A 17,711-nucleotide genomic window follows, 5' to 3' on the forward strand; every position below is an offset into this window, starting at 1 on the left:
TAATTCACCCAATCGCAATGGCAGACGGCTTACGTTTCGCTATCCGTGAAGGTGGTCGTACTGTTGGTGCTGGTGTTGTTGCTAAGGTTATTAAATAATTTAAGCAAGCACTATTTAGAAAGGGTGTCGTTTGATGCCCTTTCTTATCTAGTCTGTTTAGCAAAATGTTTTTATTAAAAAGAGCATTTTGGAAAATGGATAATATTATAAATAACATAATTATAGGTTCTATATGCTAGTAAGTAACGAGAGTCAAGATACAAGCACAGTTCTAGACAAGTTTAAATGGGTTTTGGTTCTAGTATTAATTGCGTTAATTGTTTGGGGAAATTCTTATTTCTCTGCGCCTAATGATATATATCAACCAAATACAGTTGTTCGAATTATTGCGGTTGTTGTCATTTCGCTTTTAACCTTATTTATTGCATTTACAACCAATAAAGGAAAATCATTTATAACATTTCTGCAAGAATCACGAAAAGAGTTAAGAAAAGTTGTATGGCCAACTCGTAAAGAAACAGTACAAACAACTTTATTAATAGCTGTTATTACAATTATTGTTGGTACAGCTCTTTGGGGTATGGATTCTTTATTCCGTTCAGTCATCTTTTATTTAACATTAATAGGGCGTTAATATGAGTGAAACACAACAAAAACGCTGGTATGTGATCCAAGCTTATTCTGGCTATGAAGCACGTGTTGCACAATCATTACGTGAATATATTAAATTACATAATATGGAAGATTCCTTTGGTGAAGTTTTAGTACCAACCGAAGAAGTTGTCGAAATGAAAAGCGGTCAACGCCGTAAAAGTGAACGTAAATTTTTCCCAGGTTATGTTTTAGTTGAAATGATGATGAACGATGCGACTTGGCATCTAGTTAAAAGTGTTCCAAGAACTCTAGGATTCATTGGTGGAACATCAGATCGACCAGCACCAATAAGCCAGCGTGAAGTTGACGCTATCATGAATCGTTTACAACAAGTTGGTGATAAACCACGTCCTAAAACCCTATTTGAACCAGGTGAACTTGTTCGAGTTAATGAAGGACCGTTTGCAGACTTTAATGGTGTAGTTGAAGAAGTTGATTATGAAAAAAGTCGCCTAAAAGTATCGGTATCAATTTTTGGTCGTTCAACACCGGTTGAACTTGATTTTAGCCAAGTCGAAAAAAGCTAATATCTCAAAATACCCATATAAAAAATCACAGAATTAATTCTGTGATTTTTTTTGTCTTATTAATGTAGAACAGTATTAATAAGGCGATATCTGAATTGACTTATACTCCATGGTTTTTGTCAATTCTTACCAATCGTTTTATGCCGATTCAAACTCTTCAAGTTGTTGTTGTAAATCCAACCATGCCAATTCTGACTCTTCTTGCTTACCTTTTAACTGGCTTTGTTGTAACAATAATTGTGTTAACTCACTTTTTTTATCTGCTTCATAAATAGATGAATCGGCTAATTGCTCTTCAATCAATTTTAATTGCTTACTTAACTGTTCGAGGGTCTGTTCCTCTTTTTGTAACTGTTTTTTCAGCGGTTGCATTTGTGCTCGCCGATCGGCCTCTTTGCGTTTTTGTTCTTTACGGTCTTGTGCAGAAAGATTTTTGCTATTGTCATTATGACTATCATCTTGTTGCGGTGGCTGATTTTCAGCTTTTTGTTCGTCGGCAAGCCATTTTTGATAATCATCGAGATCACCATTAAATGGTTCAACTTTGTGATCGTGAACTAAATAAAACTCATCAGTTGTTGAGCGTAGTAAGTGGCGATCATGCGATACAACAACTAACGCGCCTTCGAAATCAATAAGCGCTTCAGTTAATGCTTGGCGCATATCTAAATCTAAATGGTTAGTTGGCTCATCAAGTAACAGTAGGTTTGGTTTTTGCCAAACAATTAATGCTAAAACTAGTCGAGCTTTTTCACCACCTGAAAATGTTTTTACAGGTTCATTGACTTTATCGTCATGAAAATCAAAACCACCTAAGTAATTACGCAATTCTTGTTCTGTTATTTTAGGATCAGAAAGCTTGGTTAAATGCCAAAGTGAGGATTCTTCACCACGCAAATACTCTAACTGATGCTGAGCGAAATAGCCTAATTGAACACCTTTGGCTAAATTAATATGACCTTCTTTAGGTTGTAATTCTCCCGCTAATAATTTAATTAAAGTCGATTTACCAGCTCCGTTCCGTCCTAATAAACCAATTCTCGAACCGGGAACAAGATTTAATTTAATTTTTTCAAGGACGATTTTATCTCCATAACCAGCAACCACCTTATCCATCATCAATAATGGACTTGGTAAAAATTCAGAAGGTTTAAAATTGAAATGGAAAGGATTATCCACATGTGCCGGTGCAATAAGCTCCATTTTTTCTAACATTTTAATTCGGCTTTGAGCCTGTTTTGCTTTGGTTGCTTTTGCTCTAAAGCGATCAATATAGCTTTGCAGATGGGCGACTTTTTGTTGCTGACTTTCGTATAATGATTGTTGTTGTGCCAATTTAGTTATACGTTGGTTTTCGAATGAAGAATAGTTTCCGGTATATTCAAATAAACTTTTTTGTTCAATATGAATAATTTTATTAACAAGTGGATCTAAAAAGTCTCGGTCATGAGAGATTAAAATAAGCGTTCCCTGATAATTACTCAACCATTTTTCAAGCCAAATCACTGCATCTAAGTCAAGGTGGTTAGTTGGTTCGTCAAGCAGCAGTAAATCAGAACGGCACATTAACGCTTGCGCCAAATTTAGTCTCATCCGCCAACCGCCCGAGTAGGATTTAACCGGTAAATTGAGTTGTTCGTTAGAAAATCCTAAACCATGTAATAGTGTTGCGGCTCTTGCCCGTATTGTCCAAGCATCAATGGTATCGAGTTGTTCGTGAATAATCGCAATTTGCTCACCATTATTTGCTTGATTAGCAATCGTTAGTTTTTGTTCTAATTGGCGATATTCTCGATCCCCATCAATAGCGTATTCAATAGCTGGAACATCTAAAGCAGGTGTTTCTTGATTAACCCAAGCAAGCTGCCATTGTGTAGGTATTGATACACTTCCAGCATCAGAGTGAATTTCGCCTTTAATTAATGAAAAAAGGGTGGATTTACCACAACCATTTTTACCTACTAATCCAACTTTTTGTTTAGGATTAATTGTTGCTGAAGCGTTATCTAAAAGCAGATTAACACCACGACGAATTTGGATAGAATCAAAAACAATCATAATATTGCCATCTATTACTCTAAAAAAAAGCTATGCTAACAAAAAAAGAACTTTATGCAATACGTTTTACCGGTGATTTATCCGCATTGCATTTGAATCGAATATTTATGATTGATACGGTAAACAATGCGGAAAATGATAAAATAAGATTATTTATTAATATGTTGAATAAAAATCATATTTAATAATTAATGTAATAATTGCCTAAATATTAATATCACTTAAATTTTACTTTTTATTGCCGACAAAGCTCTGCGAATAAAAAGCCAACAGATAAGGATAAATACCAATAATCCTAGGTATTGTGGTAAATCACCTAAGTTTTTAAATATTGCCAATGGGGCATCACTTCCTCCATTAGTAATACTTATCACAATTACTACCGCTAATATAACGCCAATTAAACTTTCACCAACTATTAAGCCAGATGCAATTAATGCTGCTTTGCTATCCACTTTTTTAAATTGTATTTCTGGATCAACATTATTTTTCTTTGCGTTAGCATAAGTATAACGTTTTATAATCCAAGATAGTAATGTGCCAACAAAAATCGGTGTAGTGACACTTGGTGGTAAATAAATGCCTAATCCGACAGCAAGAGCTGGTAATCTAAATTTTGAGTTATTTTTAGCAAAAATTAAATCAGTGATGATAATTATTCCCCCTAATACTAGGCCAATAAAAATCATTGTCCAATCAAGTTTATGCGAAAAAATACCTTGTGCAATAGTTGTCATTAAAGATGCTTGAGGAGCAGCTAAAACTTGAGAAAGATCCATATCACTGCGAGGAACAGCACCTGTAAATCCGTAAGCGTGATATAAGGTTTCTAGAATAGGAGCTATAACTAAAGCACCCACAAAGCAACCAATTAATAAAGAAACTTGTTGCTTCCATGGTGTTGCATTGACTAGATAGCCTGTTTTTAAATCTTGCAAATTATCATTTGATATACATGCTATTGCTAAAACAGTACTTGTCGTAAATAATGCTAATGCTGTTGCAAAATTCGATCCTTCAATCGTTGATAACATGCCATTAATTTCACCTAGTCCTAATAAAATAAGTGAAACAGCAATAACTGCAACTATTGCAATACCAGACATAGGACTTGCTGATGATCCGACTAAACCAGCCATATATCCACAAGCTGCAGCAACTAAAAAACCCATAATAAAAGAAAACAATACCGCACATGCAACTAATGACCAAGCTATGCCTGTAGATAAGCCACTATCAGCTATAAATGAATAAAAAGTCACGACTAAAATGACTAACATCATCCCCATAATAGAAAAAATCCATTTAGGGGATAGATCGCGTTCTGTTGTGTCTTTTATTGACACATCTGAACGTAGAGTTTTAAAAGAAATTTTCACTCCTTCAATAACTGGTTTTATTAAAGAGAGCAAAGTCCAAACAGCTGAAATAGCAATCGTTCCTGCACCAATAAAACGGATATCGTTGTCCCAAATTTGCATGGCAACTTGAGATAAAGGTAAACTTGAATCATAACCGTTGATAACTGTTAAAATCGGTATGCCAAATACCCAAGCAATAATAGTCCCAAGTAGTATTGCAATACCTGAAATAATACCAATTAGATAGCCTGCACTTAATAATGCTAAAGAAAACCCTAAGGGTATTTGAAATATTGCTTTGCCTGCTGTGAACCAATAAGCTGTATTTCCAGATAGCAGTTTAAATCCATTAGTAAATAAACTGACTAAAGAAGCAATTACGCCACCGAATAAAATATCTTTTAATCCACCATTAGCGTCATTTCCTTCTGCCTTTGACCCAGCCTTTAATATCTCGGCAGCAGCAACACCCTCAGGGTAAGGTAAATCGCTTTTTACTACCATGACATGTCGAAGCGGTATAGAAAATAACACACCTAACATACCACCAGCCAAACATACAGCAAAGGTTAACCAAAATGGGAAATCATGCCAGTATCCCATCATTAATAAGCCCGGAATAACAAAAATGATTGAAGATAATGTCCCTGCAGCAGAAGCTTGCGTTTGAACCATATTATTTTCTAAAATGGTTGAATTAGGGAAAAACCGCAAAATCGCCATAGAAATTACAGCTGCAGGAATTGCAGATGAAAAAGTTAAACCGACCTTTAAGCCCAGATAAACATTTGATGCAGTAAAAATCATTGTTATCAGTGCACCAAGAATAATACCTCTAAATGTAAGTTCTCGTAGTTTATTCATATTTTTAGTGTTTTTTAAGTTTAAATTAAATGTATTATATACTTAATTGTGTGTTTTGAGTGTAAATCTGTGTGATTTTATTGTTTTTAAATTTTTATCCATTGTTTTTAAATGGAAATATTTTTATTAAATTTTGGATGCTTACTATTTAGTTATTAAAACATTACTATTTTGTTTTGATACAATGTTATTTAACAATTACTACTTTGTGAGAAATATCGTGAACCAATTAGAACGTTTACAAGCTATTACTAAACAATTACGTAATCCAATTAAAGGTTGCGAATGGGACAGTAAGCAAACTTTTGAATCATTAAAATCATATACTCTAGAAGAAACTTATGAAGTCTTAGATGCCATAGAAAAAAAAGATATGGCTGAACTTAAAAATGAACTGGGTGATCTACTGTTTCAGATTGTTTTTTATGCTGACTTAGCAAATGAACAAGGTTTATTTAATTTTGATGATATCTGCCTCTCTGTTGCTGATAAGCTGATTAGTCGTCATCCCCATGTCTTTTCAAATGATACTACTGTTAAGCCAAATTGGGAACAACTTAAGCAACAAGAACGTGATAAACGAGCACAATATTCACTATTAGATGATATTCCCACCGCCATTCCAGCATTAATGAAAGCTGAAAAAATACAAAAACGCTGTGCATCAGTTGGATTTGATTGGGTAGAGTTAAAACCTGTTATTGATAAAGTTAAAGAAGAGCTTAGCGAAGTGGAAGAGGAATTGAATAAAACCGCACAAGATCAATCCAAAATTGAAGAAGAGCTTGGCGACTTATTTTTTGCCACCGTTAACTTAGCCAGACATTTAAAAGTTAAATCTGAGTTATGTTTACAAAATGCCAATAACAAGTTTATAAGGCGTTTTAAGCAGGTAGAATTATTACTTAAACAAAAAAATCAAAATTTAATTGATGCAACACTTGAAGAAATGGAAGATGCATGGCAAATTGTCAAACAATCTGAACAATTATCTAGCGAAGTAAATCAAAATGACTGAACAAAAAAATGAATTATATCAAGAAATCGAAGCATGGGCACAAAATGCCATTTTACATAGCCCAACGTGGAGTATTAACCAGCTCGATTATTCCGAAAAAAGTATTTCTGTTGTTGAAATTATTATTGGTGAATTAGCTGATAAAAATTTTAGTATCCCTGAAGAACAGCTTAATATGATTGCTCAAGAGTATGGTTGTTACTTATTACTGACAGCCCAAAAATTATACGGCGGTGAGTTTTATTGGAATGAAGAACTTGAACAACCGATGTTAATTTGTTGTGAACCACAAGCAGCTATCGTGTTATTAACTTGGAATAAAGTCAAAGGGCGCCTTTTAGGGGATGAAGCTGATCATCTAGCCTTTTTCTTAGAAGGGTTTGCTGAGGCGACTAAAAATCCTGAAAATGGTTCTCAGATTGTCTATTTATAACCAAATAATACAATAATTAAAGGTTATTAGCTGATACAATTTCATGTTATCAGCTAATAGTCATTAATGCCAATTATCAAAGTGAATATGCATTGGCGATTTCAACTCGATAAATGACGATATTTAGGTTGTAATCAATAAACGTTATGGTTTAGGCAGATCAATAAATATTAAGTAATAAGCCTTACTCCCACTCAGTAGGGAATGGAAATAAGGTTTACTTAGTTAATCACTTTATACTTCTAAGTAATCTAAAATCCCTTCTGCCCCTTTGCGACCTTCGCTAATGGCAGTCACCACTAAATCCGATCCTCTTACCGCATCACCACCAGCAAAGATTTTTGGATGGCTGGTTTGGTAACCTTTGCTTTGTGATGCGATTATGCGCCCTCTATCATCAAAATCAACACCATGTTCGGCTAACCACGGCATAGAATGAGGTTTAAAGCCAAATGCCATTACAACTGCATCTGCCGGAAGTACAAATTCCGATCCTTGAATTATCACCGGAGAACGACGTCCTTTTGCATCAGGTTCGCCAAGCTCCGTTCTTACCATTTTTACACCAGTAACATGACCGGCATCATTGATTTCGATGCTCAGAGGTTGTACATTGAATTGGAATTGTGCGCCTTCTTCTTTAGCATTTTTAACCTCGCGTTTAGAACCCGGCATATTAGCTTCATCACGGCGATAGGCGCAAGTCACTTCAGTTGCACCTTGACGTATAGACGTTCGAACGCAATCCATTGCTGTATCACCACCACCTAATACCACGACGCGTTTATTTTTCATATCGACATAAGGCGCATCATCAGTTTGTTGGTGTTGCATAATATGTTTGGTATTAGCAATTAAAAATGGTAGGGCATCATAAACTCCATCGGCATCTTCATTTTCTAGGCCTGCACGCATTGATTGATAAGTACCAGTACCAACAAAAACTGCATCAAATTCATTGATGAGATCGGCTAATTGTACAGTTTTACCCACTTCAGTATTAAGGCGAAACTCAATTCCCATTTCGGTAAAGACATGTCTGCGGTGAATTAAGACTTCTTTATCTAATTTGAAAGCAGGAATACCAAAAGTTAATAGGCCCCCAATTTCCGGATGACGATCAAAAACAACTGGTGTAACACCATTACGTACTAAGACATCAGCGCAAGCTAATCCAGCAGGGCCTGCACCAATAATTGCGACTCTTAGTCCAGTTTTTTCAACGTTAGATAGATTTGGTTTCCATCCCATTTTAAAGGCTTCATCAGTAATATAACGTTCAATACTGCCAATCGTTACGGCTCCAAATTCAGCATTTAAAGTACAGGAACCTTCACAAAGACGATCTTGCGGACAAACTCGTCCACACACCTCTGGTAGACTATTGGTTTGGTGAGATAGCTCAACCGCCTCTAAAATCTTTCCTTCATTAATTAATTTTAACCAATTAGGAATATAGTTATGTACTGGACAGCGCCATTCACAATAAGGATTACCACAAGCCAGACAACGATCTGCTTGTGCTTGAGATTGCGAGGCTGAAAAGCCTTCATAAATTTCAACAAACTCAATTTTACGGACGTTTAGCGATTTTTTAGGCGGATCAACACGTTGTAAATCGATAAACTGATAAACATTTTGACTCATATCGTGTTTTCTCCTTACTGTGCTTGCACACGTAGCTCTGCTGAAGAGCGACTACGGTGACCTAATAACGCTTTAACATCACTAGATTTTGGTTTAACTAAAACAAATTGTTTCGCAAAATCTTCCCAATTAGCTAATATCTCTTCTGCCCAAGATGAATGAGTAAGCTGTGCGTGTTCCATGATTAAACCACGTAAATGTTCTTCATGAATCGAGTAGTCAGCCACATTTAACATTTCCACCAACTCTTTATTTATACGCTTATGCAAATCACCATCGGTATCTAAAATATAAGCAAAACCACCAGTCATACCAGCACCGAAGTTTACGCCAGTTTTTCCTAAAACACAGACAATTCCGCCCGTCATATATTCGCAGCCATTATCACCAATGCCTTCAACCACACTTATGGCTCCAGAGTTACGCACAGCAAAACGCTCACCCGCCCGACCAGCAGCAAATAATTTACCGCCAGTTGCGCCATATAAACAGGTATTACCAGCAATGGTTGCTTCATGGCTCAAAAATGCAGAACCTTGTGGTGGACGAATGACAATGCGACCACCAGCCATGCCTTTACCAACATAGTCATTAGCATCCCCTGTAAGGGTTAAATCCACACCACCAGCATTCCAAACGCCAAAACTTTGGCCAGCAGTACCATTGAAGTTCAACGAAATAGGGGAGGTAACCAAGCCTTGATCGCCATATTTTTTAGCAATATAACCGGATAAAGTGGTACCAACAGAGCGATCTGTATTTTGAATGTCAAAGTAGAAACTTTTAGTTTGACGATTATCAACCGCATCTTGTGCTTGAGTTATGATCTCTTTATTAAGCACACCTTTATCAAATGGTTTGTTATCTTCAATACAATGAACTGGTTTGCCTTCAATAGGTGATGCTGTTTTAAGTAAACTTGATAAATCCAGTTTTTGCTGTTTTGCAGTAATACCATCTAGTTCAATAAGCAGATCAGTACGACCAATTAAATCAACAATTTGTCTAACACCAAGTTCAGCCATAACTTCTCGAGTATTACGCGCAAGAAAACGGAAGTAGTTCATCGCTTTTTCTGGCAATCCATGATAATGTTCGCTACGTAATTTTTCGTCTTGAGTGGCCACGCCGGTTGCACAGTTATTTAGGTGACAAATACGGAGGTATTTACAACCCAATGCAACCATTGGCCCAGTACCAAAACCAAAACTTTCAGCGCCTAAAATTGAAGCTTTTACAATATCTGCCCCGGTTTTTAACCCACCATCAACTTGCAAACGTATTTTATGACGTAACCCGTTAGCAACTAATGATTGCTGGGTTTCAACCAAGCCAAGCTCCCAAGGGGAACCCGCATATTTAACTGATGTTAATGGGCTGGCACCAGTACCACCGTCATAACCTGAAATGGTGATTAAATCTGCATATGCTTTAGCAACCCCTGTTGCGATAGTGCCTACTCCCGGTTCAGAGACTAATTTAACCGAAATCATTGCAGTTGGATTAATCTGTTTCAAGTCAAAAATCAATTGAGCTAAATCTTCAATTGAATAAATATCGTGGTGTGGAGGAGGTGAAATTAATGTTACCCCCGGCACAGAAAAACGTAATTTTGCAATATAAGGGGTGACTTTATCACCAGGTAATTGTCCTCCCTCACCTGGTTTTGCGCCTTGGGCTACTTTGATTTGAATAACATCGGCACTCATTAAGTAGCCTGGTGTAACACCAAATCGACCAGAAGCCACTTGTTTGATACGTGATACTTTTATCGTGTTGTAACGAGCGGGATCTTCTCCACCCTCACCAGAATTAGAAAAACCACCTAATGTATTCATTGCTTCAGCTAATGATTCATGCGCCTCTGGGCTTAAGGCACCGATTGACATGGCAGCGGAGTCAAAGCGTTTAAACAATGATGATTCTGGTTCAACTTCATCAAGCGAAATAGCCGCGTTTTCAGGAGGATTTAGTTTTAATAAATCTCGTAGAGTTGCTGGTGGTCGATTATTTACAATATCCGCATAACGTTGATAATCTTCATAATTACCTTCATTAACTGCTTTTTGTAGTGATTGCACTACATCTGGATTATAAGCGTGGTATTCACCACCATAAACAAATTTGAGTAATCCACCTTGTTCTAATGGTTTACGTCGTAACCATGCTTTTTTAGATAAATTAAACTGATCTTGAGCAAAGTCCTCAAAATTGGCACCACTGATACGGCTAGTTACACCTTGGAAGCATAGCTCAACGACTTCTTCATGGAGACCAACTGCTTCAAATAGTTTAGAGCAACGGTAAGAGGCGACTGTTGAAATCCCCATTTTTGACATAATCTTATATAAGCCTTTATTAATACCATTACGGTAATTAATAATCGCTTCACGGTAAGATTTATTCATCGTACCATTATCGACCATTTGCGCTAAAGTTTCATAAGCTAAGTATGGATAAATTGCAGTTGCGCCAAACCCTAGCAAGACTGCAAACTGATGCGGATCTCGACAGCTTGCGGTTTCAACAATGATATTGGCATCACAGCGTAGATTTTTTTCAACTAAACGTTGTTGCACTGCGCCAACAGCCATTGGGGCTGGAATAGGTAAGCGATCTGGCGCTATATTTTTATCAGATAGGATTAGTAGTACAGTTCCTTCACGTACTTTTGCTTCGGCATCACCACATAATTGTTCAATTGCATCACGTAAGCTACCATCAATTTCATAAGTGATGTCAAGCGTTTCAGATTTGTAGTAGCGTGATTCTAAGGTCGTTAATTGTTTAAAATCCGAATGAACTAATACCGGGTATTTAAAAGCAACTCGATGAGCTTGACCTTCTGCTTCAGCAAACACATTCATTTCACGACCAATACTCGTTGATAGTGACATCACGTGTGCTTCACGTAATGGGTCGATAGGTGGGTTAGTTACCTGAGCAAATTTTTGTCGGAAGTAATCATAAATTAAGCGAGGACGACTTGATAATACCGCAAATGGCGTATCATCGCCCATAGAGCCTGTTGCTTCTTGACCATTTTCACCTAAGACTCGAATACACTGGTCAAGTTCTTCACTGCTATAACCAAATTGTTTTTGGTAAGTAGCTAGTAAAGTATCGTCATAATCACGAGAGCCGATATCATCATCAGGAAGATCTTCAAATGGAATCAGCCGTTTTACATTCTTAGCCATCCATTCTTTGTACGGATGACGTTTTTGTAAATCGTTATCCGTTTCTGACGATTGTAAAATGCGACCTTCTTCAGTATCAATCACTAGTAATTCACCGGGGCCAACACGTCCTTTGGTCACTACTTCATCTGGTTGATAATCCCAAATACCAATTTCGGATGCACAAGTAATTAGTTTGTCAGTGGTAATCACATAACGTGCAGGGCGAAGGCCATTACGATCTAAGTTACAAGCGGCATAACGTCCATCGGACATAACGATACCTGCAGGGCCGTCCCACGGTTCCATATGCATAGAGTTGAAATCAAAAAAAGCACGGAGATCTTCATTCATATCCGGATTGTTTTGCCATGCAGGAGGTACAAGTAAACGCATAGCACGAACAATATCCATACCGCCTACTAAGAATAATTCAAGCATATTATCTAGCGAGCTTGAATCCGAGCCCGTAACATTAACGAACGGCGCGGCATCTTGTAAATCGGGTATAAGTGGCGTTTTGAATTTGTAAGATCGCGCTTTAGCCCATTGCCGATTACCCTCGATAGTATTAATTTCACCATTGTGGGCTAAATGTCTAAATGGTTGAGCAAGTGGCCAACGCGGTACGGTATTGGTTGAAAAACGCTGATGGAATAAACAAATTGCTGTTTCCATACGAATATCAGCCAAATCTAAATAGAATCTAGGTAAATCTTTAGGCATACATAAGCCTTTATAGATATTGACCTGATTTGAAAAACTACATACGTAAAACGTATCATCTTGCACACGTTTTTCTATGCGGCGTCGTACCATATATAAACGACGCTCTAAATCAATTTTTGTCCATCCAGCAGGGGCATTAACAAAAACTTGTTCGATTCTTGGCAGTGATGACAGGGCGATTTCACCCAGAACGCTTTTATCAATTGGTACTTCACGCCAACCTAAAATAGATAAAGTTTCTTCGGCTAACTCTTCTTCTACAATATCACGGCTTGCTTGGGCTTCGGCTTCATCTTGGCTTAAAAATAGCATGCCTACAGCATAGTTTGTTGCCAAACGCCATCCGGCATCTTCTGCGACAACTCTAAAAAATCGATCTGGTTTTTGCATTAAAAGCCCGCAGCCATCGCCCGTTTTACCATCGGATAAAATGGCACCACGGTGTTGCATTCGAGCAAGTCCGTGGATTGCAGTACGCACCACTTTGTGACTTGGTTGCCCTTCAATATGAGCGATTAAACCAAATCCGCAGTTATCTTTCTCATGATGCTGGTTATATAACATATCATTGCCTCTAATTCATCGTTATTATTTTTTGAGAAGATATAGGCATTAATCCCATAATAGGTGTGAAGGTAATTAAAAATAGGTTTTTGGTCAAATAAATATTACTTATAAGTCAATCTTTTAATAACTCAGTCTATATTTATTAATGAAGCTAATATCTCATATTAACTATTTGTTTATACTATAATTAAAATTTAATAGAGACAAAAGTTTCAGAAATTGGTTTTTTTCTCATAATAATAATTAATATTTGATTAAAAAAAGTTGAGGAACGGGGTTTTTGAGCATCAAAATTGGCGATTTTTACACATTTTTTCAAGAATGAGTGAGTTAGAATCGCTACTCTTATATAATAGATAATCTTTATTATGGGTAATAGGTTTTATATGCAAAATAAAATTACAATTATTGGTGCGGGTGCTGCTGGGCTTTTTTGTGCCGGATTATTAGGACAAAAAGGTTATGATGTAACTGTTATTGATAATGGTAAAAAATTAGGACGCAAAATTTTAATGTCTGGTGGTGGTAAATGTAATTTTACCAACCTTAACGTAGAATCGACCCATTATATTTCAGAAAATCGTCATTTTTGTAAGTCTGCATTAAAGCGCTTTACTCAATGGGATTTTATTCAACTGGTTAATCAATACAATATTGCCTATCACGAAAAAGATCATGGTCAGTTATTTTGTGATAATTCAGCGCAAGATATTGTTGATATGCTTGCCCAAGAGTGCCAAAAGGGGCAAGTTAAATTCATGTTAAACACTCAGCTTGAAGATGTTGAGGCTGAGCAGCAAGGATTTAAATTATCGACTTCACAAGGTTTTGTTCATACTGATAAATTAATTGTAGCAACTGGTGGGCAATCTATGCCAGCACTAGGTGTGACCGCTATCGGATATAAAATTGCCGAAAAATTTTTGATTCCTGTTGTGCCCGTAAAAGCAGGGTTGGTGCCATTTACCTTACATAAACCTTTGCTAGAAGTATTATCCACTTTGTCGGGCATTGCCGTGCCGGTTGAAGTATCTAATGAACGAATATCTTTTAAAGAGAATTTGCTATTTACTCATCGAGGATTATCTGGACCAGCGATTTTACAAATCTCTAGTTATTGGCAAGCAGGTGAAGCCATTACCATTAATTTGTTGCCAGACGTAAGCTTTGAAGGTGATTTTCAACGCTTGTTAGAAAATAATCGCAATCAAAGCATTAAAAATTGTTTGGCGCAAATATTACCGAAGCGGTTAATTGAAGTTTTGATGCAATTAAATTTGATAGCCGATTTAACCGTTAAGCAATTAACGCCTACTCAGCAGCAAGTGCTTTACCAAACATTAACTAGGTGGATGGTTACACCGAATGGAACGGAAGGCTATCGTACAGCTGAGGTAACTTTGGGTGGTGTGAGCTGTGATGCTTTATCGTCAAAGACGATGGAGGCGAAAAATCACCTCAATCTCTATTTTATTGGTGAAGTTGTTGATGTAGCTGGTTGGCTAGGTGGTTATAATTTCCAATGGGCTTGGAGCAGTGCATTTGCTTGCGCGCAAGCCTTTGATTAATTATCAATTACCCCCATATGTATATCATATTTCTTAACTTTATATTGTAAGGTGGTTCGCGAAACATCGAGTAATTTTGCCGCTGTAATAATTTTCCCATTGGCCTGATTTAATGCATCAATAATAAGTTGCTTTTCATAATTTTCGACTTGTTCGGTAAGATTACCAGTTATTTCGCTGGTAGTCGGTTTTTCAAGTTTAGCTTCGTCTTGTGGGTAAGGGCTATGAAGGTCAAATAATTCTTCATCAAGAATAATCTGCTGCAATTCTCCTGGCTCATTTTGTAAAACCATACTACGGACAATAGCGTTTTCTAGCATTCGCACATTACCCGGCCAAGGCGCTGACATAAGTTGCTGTAATGCATGTTCACTAATACCAGTAATCACAACACTTACATCAGTTTTATGTTTATCAATAAAGTATCTTGCCAATACAGGAATATCTTCTTGTCTTTCGCGTAGTGCTGGCAGTTTAATTAATCCGACATTTAATCGATAAAATAGATCACTACGCATTTTGCCTGTTTTTAATAAATCAGCCGGTGATTCATTCATAGCTGCAACAATTCGAACATCAGCATGTTGCTCTTTATTCCCGCCTAGTGGCCAATAGGTTTTTTCTTGTAAGAATCGTAACAGTTTGCTTTGCATTTCAAGTGGCATCGCGTTAAGTTCATCAAGAAATAACGTACCACCATTAGCAAGTTCAAGATAACCTTGGCGATTTTCAGCTCCAGTAAATGCTCCTTTGACAGTCCCGAATAAAGTACTTTCAATCAATGTTGTAGGCAAAGCGCTACAGTTAAGTGAAATAAACGCTTTATCACGGCGTTGGCTAGTTTGGTGAATTAATCTAGCAAATAGCTCTTTCCCAGTGCCGGTTTCGCCAACAATCAATACTGGCACATCATTACTACCTAAAATATTAGTCTGGTCGATCACCTGTTGCATTTTTTTTGAAGCAAAAACGATTTCTGGTAATGGCTGTTCTTTATTTTGATATAATTTTCTATTAAGACTGAATACCTGATCTTGCAGTTGTCTAACATTAGATAAATTACGACCAATTTCAACCGCGCCAATAATTTCTTTTTTGTGATTATAAAGAGGAACCGTTGTATGTTGATAATCAACTAATTTGCCCACATGATTATAATAGGTTTGATAGGTATCTTGATATTCTTTACCATGTAAAGCTTGTAGCATAGTACTATCTTCTTTTTTCAAATTAGGGTAAACTTTAAGCATTGGTTTACCTATGGCTTGTTCCATTGGATAGCCATCAAGTTCTGCACTTTCCTGATTGTAGTAAATATATTTACCTTCTTTGTCAATAATAGCCATAGGCTGATGTATTAGATCAAAAAAATGTTTAAATATTTCCAATGCTTGTAATAATTCAGGATCAATTATCATGATACTAAAACCTTTTGAAAGTTGGATTCTTACTAAGTATAGCGAGCGTTAATTTAAATATCTTTCAATTATTACTAAAAAAAGTGACAAATTTTTGTCATAAAAACATATTTTTTACTAAATGACTAATATTAAATTTGTAATTATTCTGTTAAACAATTGATTGTTTGTGTTTTTTTAAGTTGGCACGTTGATTGCATTGTAAGTGAGTAATCTTTTTACTTACCTTTTTTATGTACTAATTAACTGGAGGTCATATGTCCGACACAATTATGTCAAATTATAACAAAATACGCACAGATCTTATAACTAAAGATCGTCGTTTCAGTGCTCAAGGCGGCAAACTTTGTTTTGATGGTGTGAATTTGGAAGAATTAGCAAAGAAATATCCAACACCTTTTTACGTATTTTCTGAAAAAGAAATTGACCGTAATATTCAGGAGATCAAAGATTCGTTTAAAGCTCATCCAAATACTAAGATTTTCTATGCGTCAAAAACATGTTCAGTAATGGGTGTGCTTAAAGCGATTAAAGATGCGGGTATCTATGCAGAAGCTAACTCAATGTTTGAAGTTCGTAAATGTTTAGAAATCGGTTTCCCAGGTAGCCAAATTGTTTTCAACGGTGTGGTTAAAAAACCGGTTGATTTAGAATTTGCTATCCAAAACGATCTTTACATCATCAACGTAGATAGCCTATATGAGCTTGATATTATTGATGAGATTTCACGACGTTTGAAAAAAGTTGCAAATGTTTGTGTGCGTGTTGAACCAAATGTACCGTCAGCAACTCACGCAGAATTAGTAACCGCTTATCACGCTAAATCTGGTATCGACTTAGAACAAGCTGAAGAGACTTGCCGTCGTATTCTTGAAATGCCTTATGTTCATTTACGTGGTTTACATATGCACGTAGGGGATCAAGTACCAGAAGCAGAACCTTTTGCAAAAGCGACTAAAGTATTAGTTGATGAATCACGACGTTTAGAAGAAGTTCTTGGCATTAAATTTGATTTAATCAACGTTGGTGGTGGTATTCCTGTTCCATATAAATATGACGAAGAAAATGGTAATCCATTAGAAGACAATATGTATGCTGGTATTACTGCACAAGATTTCGCCGATGCGGTAATCAGTGAAGTACATAAATGGCGTACTGACGTTGAAATTTGTATCGAACCTGGTCGTAAAGTAACCGGTTCTGCTGGTGTGCTATTAACTGAAGTTGCTTGTGAAAAACGTAAAACTAATTACGATTTAGACGGTAACATCGAAGAACATGTTGAATGGAAATTTGTTGATGCGGGTTATAGCGTATTATCTGACAGTCAACACTTTGATTGGTTCTTCTATGTTTATGATGCATCAAGAATCACTGAGCAACATGATGAGTACATTAAATTAGCGGGTCCATTATGTGACGGTGGTGACTATTTCCATGTGGGTGTTAAAGGTGAAGAATTCTTATTACCTAAAGACACACAAATTGGCGATATCATTGCTTTCCTTGATGCCGGTGCTTATACCATCGAAAGCCAAACAGTTTATAACAACCGCCCACGTACTGCTGTTGTTATGATTGATAAAGAAGGCAAAGATCGATTGATTCGCCGTGAAGACACTTACGAGGATATGGTTGGATACGACGTGTATTAATCATGAACTGGCTGGGGCAATAACTGCCCCAGT

The 17,711-nt window shown here is 36.7% G+C and carries 11 protein-coding genes and 1 pseudogene; 7 read left to right on the forward strand and 5 right to left on the reverse strand.

The features are described from left to right. From J3U09_RS02925 to nusG, 3 genes and pseudogenes are all read left to right on the forward strand, one after another. Positions 1 to 98 (forward strand): annotated as a pseudogene (locus J3U09_RS02925) (elongation factor Tu); the annotation flags it as partial. A gap of 134 nt (positions 99 to 232) precedes the next feature. Next, positions 233 to 634, forward strand: coding sequence for a preprotein translocase subunit SecE (secE, locus tag J3U09_RS02930; protein ID WP_065563742.1), 402 nt, complete (start codon positions 233 to 235; stop codon positions 632 to 634). A 1-nt stretch (position 635) separates the two neighbouring features. Further along, on the forward strand, positions 636 to 1,181 hold the full coding sequence (nusG, locus tag J3U09_RS02935; RefSeq protein WP_065563741.1) for a transcription termination/antitermination protein NusG: 546 nt from the start codon (positions 636 to 638) through the stop codon (positions 1,179 to 1,181). 138 nt (positions 1,182 to 1,319) lie between these two features. Here nusG and J3U09_RS02940 read toward each other — a convergent pair whose 3' ends face one another. After that, positions 1,320 to 3,239, reverse strand: a complete 1,920-nt coding sequence (locus J3U09_RS02940) for an ABC transporter ATP-binding protein (protein WP_267357079.1) — start codon at positions 3,237 to 3,239, stop codon at positions 1,320 to 1,322. 221 nt (positions 3,240 to 3,460) lie between these two features. Further along, positions 3,461 to 5,464: an OPT family oligopeptide transporter gene (locus tag J3U09_RS02945; RefSeq protein WP_267357081.1), complete on the reverse strand. Its 2,004-nt coding sequence runs from the start codon at positions 5,462 to 5,464 to the stop codon at positions 3,461 to 3,463. Positions 5,465 to 5,684: 220 nt separating this feature from the next. On the opposite strand from J3U09_RS02945, the gene mazG reads away from it, so the two are divergent. Next, a complete protein-coding gene (gene mazG, locus J3U09_RS02950) occupies positions 5,685 to 6,482 on the forward strand; it encodes a nucleoside triphosphate pyrophosphohydrolase (RefSeq protein WP_267357083.1) in 798 nt (265 codons plus the stop codon). Beyond that, entirely contained in the window at positions 6,475 to 6,915 is a 441-nt protein-coding gene (locus J3U09_RS02955; protein WP_065735074.1) for a hypothetical protein, read from the forward strand. The genes mazG and J3U09_RS02955 overlap by 8 nt, the downstream gene beginning before the upstream one ends. Positions 6,916 to 7,149: 234 nt before the next feature. On the opposite strand, the gene J3U09_RS02960 is transcribed toward J3U09_RS02955, so the two are convergent. Further along, positions 7,150 to 8,562: an FAD-dependent oxidoreductase gene (locus J3U09_RS02960; protein ID WP_267357085.1), complete on the reverse strand. Its 1,413-nt coding sequence runs from the start codon at positions 8,560 to 8,562 to the stop codon at positions 7,150 to 7,152. 14 nt (positions 8,563 to 8,576) lie between these two features. Continuing rightward, positions 8,577 to 13,034, reverse strand: coding sequence for a glutamate synthase large subunit (gltB, locus tag J3U09_RS02965; protein WP_267357087.1), 4,458 nt, complete (start codon positions 13,032 to 13,034; stop codon positions 8,577 to 8,579). Positions 13,035 to 13,423: 389 nt separating this feature from the next. On the opposite strand from gltB, the gene J3U09_RS02970 reads away from it, so the two are divergent. Beyond that, the gene (locus tag J3U09_RS02970; RefSeq protein ID WP_267357089.1) at positions 13,424 to 14,605 is read left to right on the forward strand and encodes an NAD(P)/FAD-dependent oxidoreductase; all 1,182 of its coding nucleotides are present in this window, start codon (positions 13,424 to 13,426) and stop codon (positions 14,603 to 14,605) included. Here the strand turns inward: J3U09_RS02970 and J3U09_RS02975 are convergent. Beyond that, positions 14,602 to 16,026 (reverse strand): sigma-54 interaction domain-containing protein, encoded by a 1,425-nt coding sequence (locus J3U09_RS02975; protein ID WP_416380035.1) that lies wholly within the window; start codon positions 16,024 to 16,026, stop codon positions 14,602 to 14,604. The two genes, J3U09_RS02970 and J3U09_RS02975, sit on opposite strands and share 4 nt — an antisense overlap. Positions 16,027 to 16,280: 254 nt before the next feature. Here J3U09_RS02975 and lysA point away from each other — a divergent pair, with 254 nt between their 5' ends. Continuing rightward, positions 16,281 to 17,678 (forward strand): diaminopimelate decarboxylase, encoded by a 1,398-nt coding sequence (gene lysA / locus J3U09_RS02980; protein WP_065563732.1) that lies wholly within the window; start codon positions 16,281 to 16,283, stop codon positions 17,676 to 17,678. The last annotated feature ends 33 nt before the right edge of the window (positions 17,679 to 17,711 follow it).

Origin of the sequence: Gilliamella sp. B2889 (assembly GCF_026536885.1) — a bacterium.
Lineage (GTDB): Bacteria > Pseudomonadota > Gammaproteobacteria > Enterobacterales > Orbaceae > Gilliamella > Gilliamella apicola_E.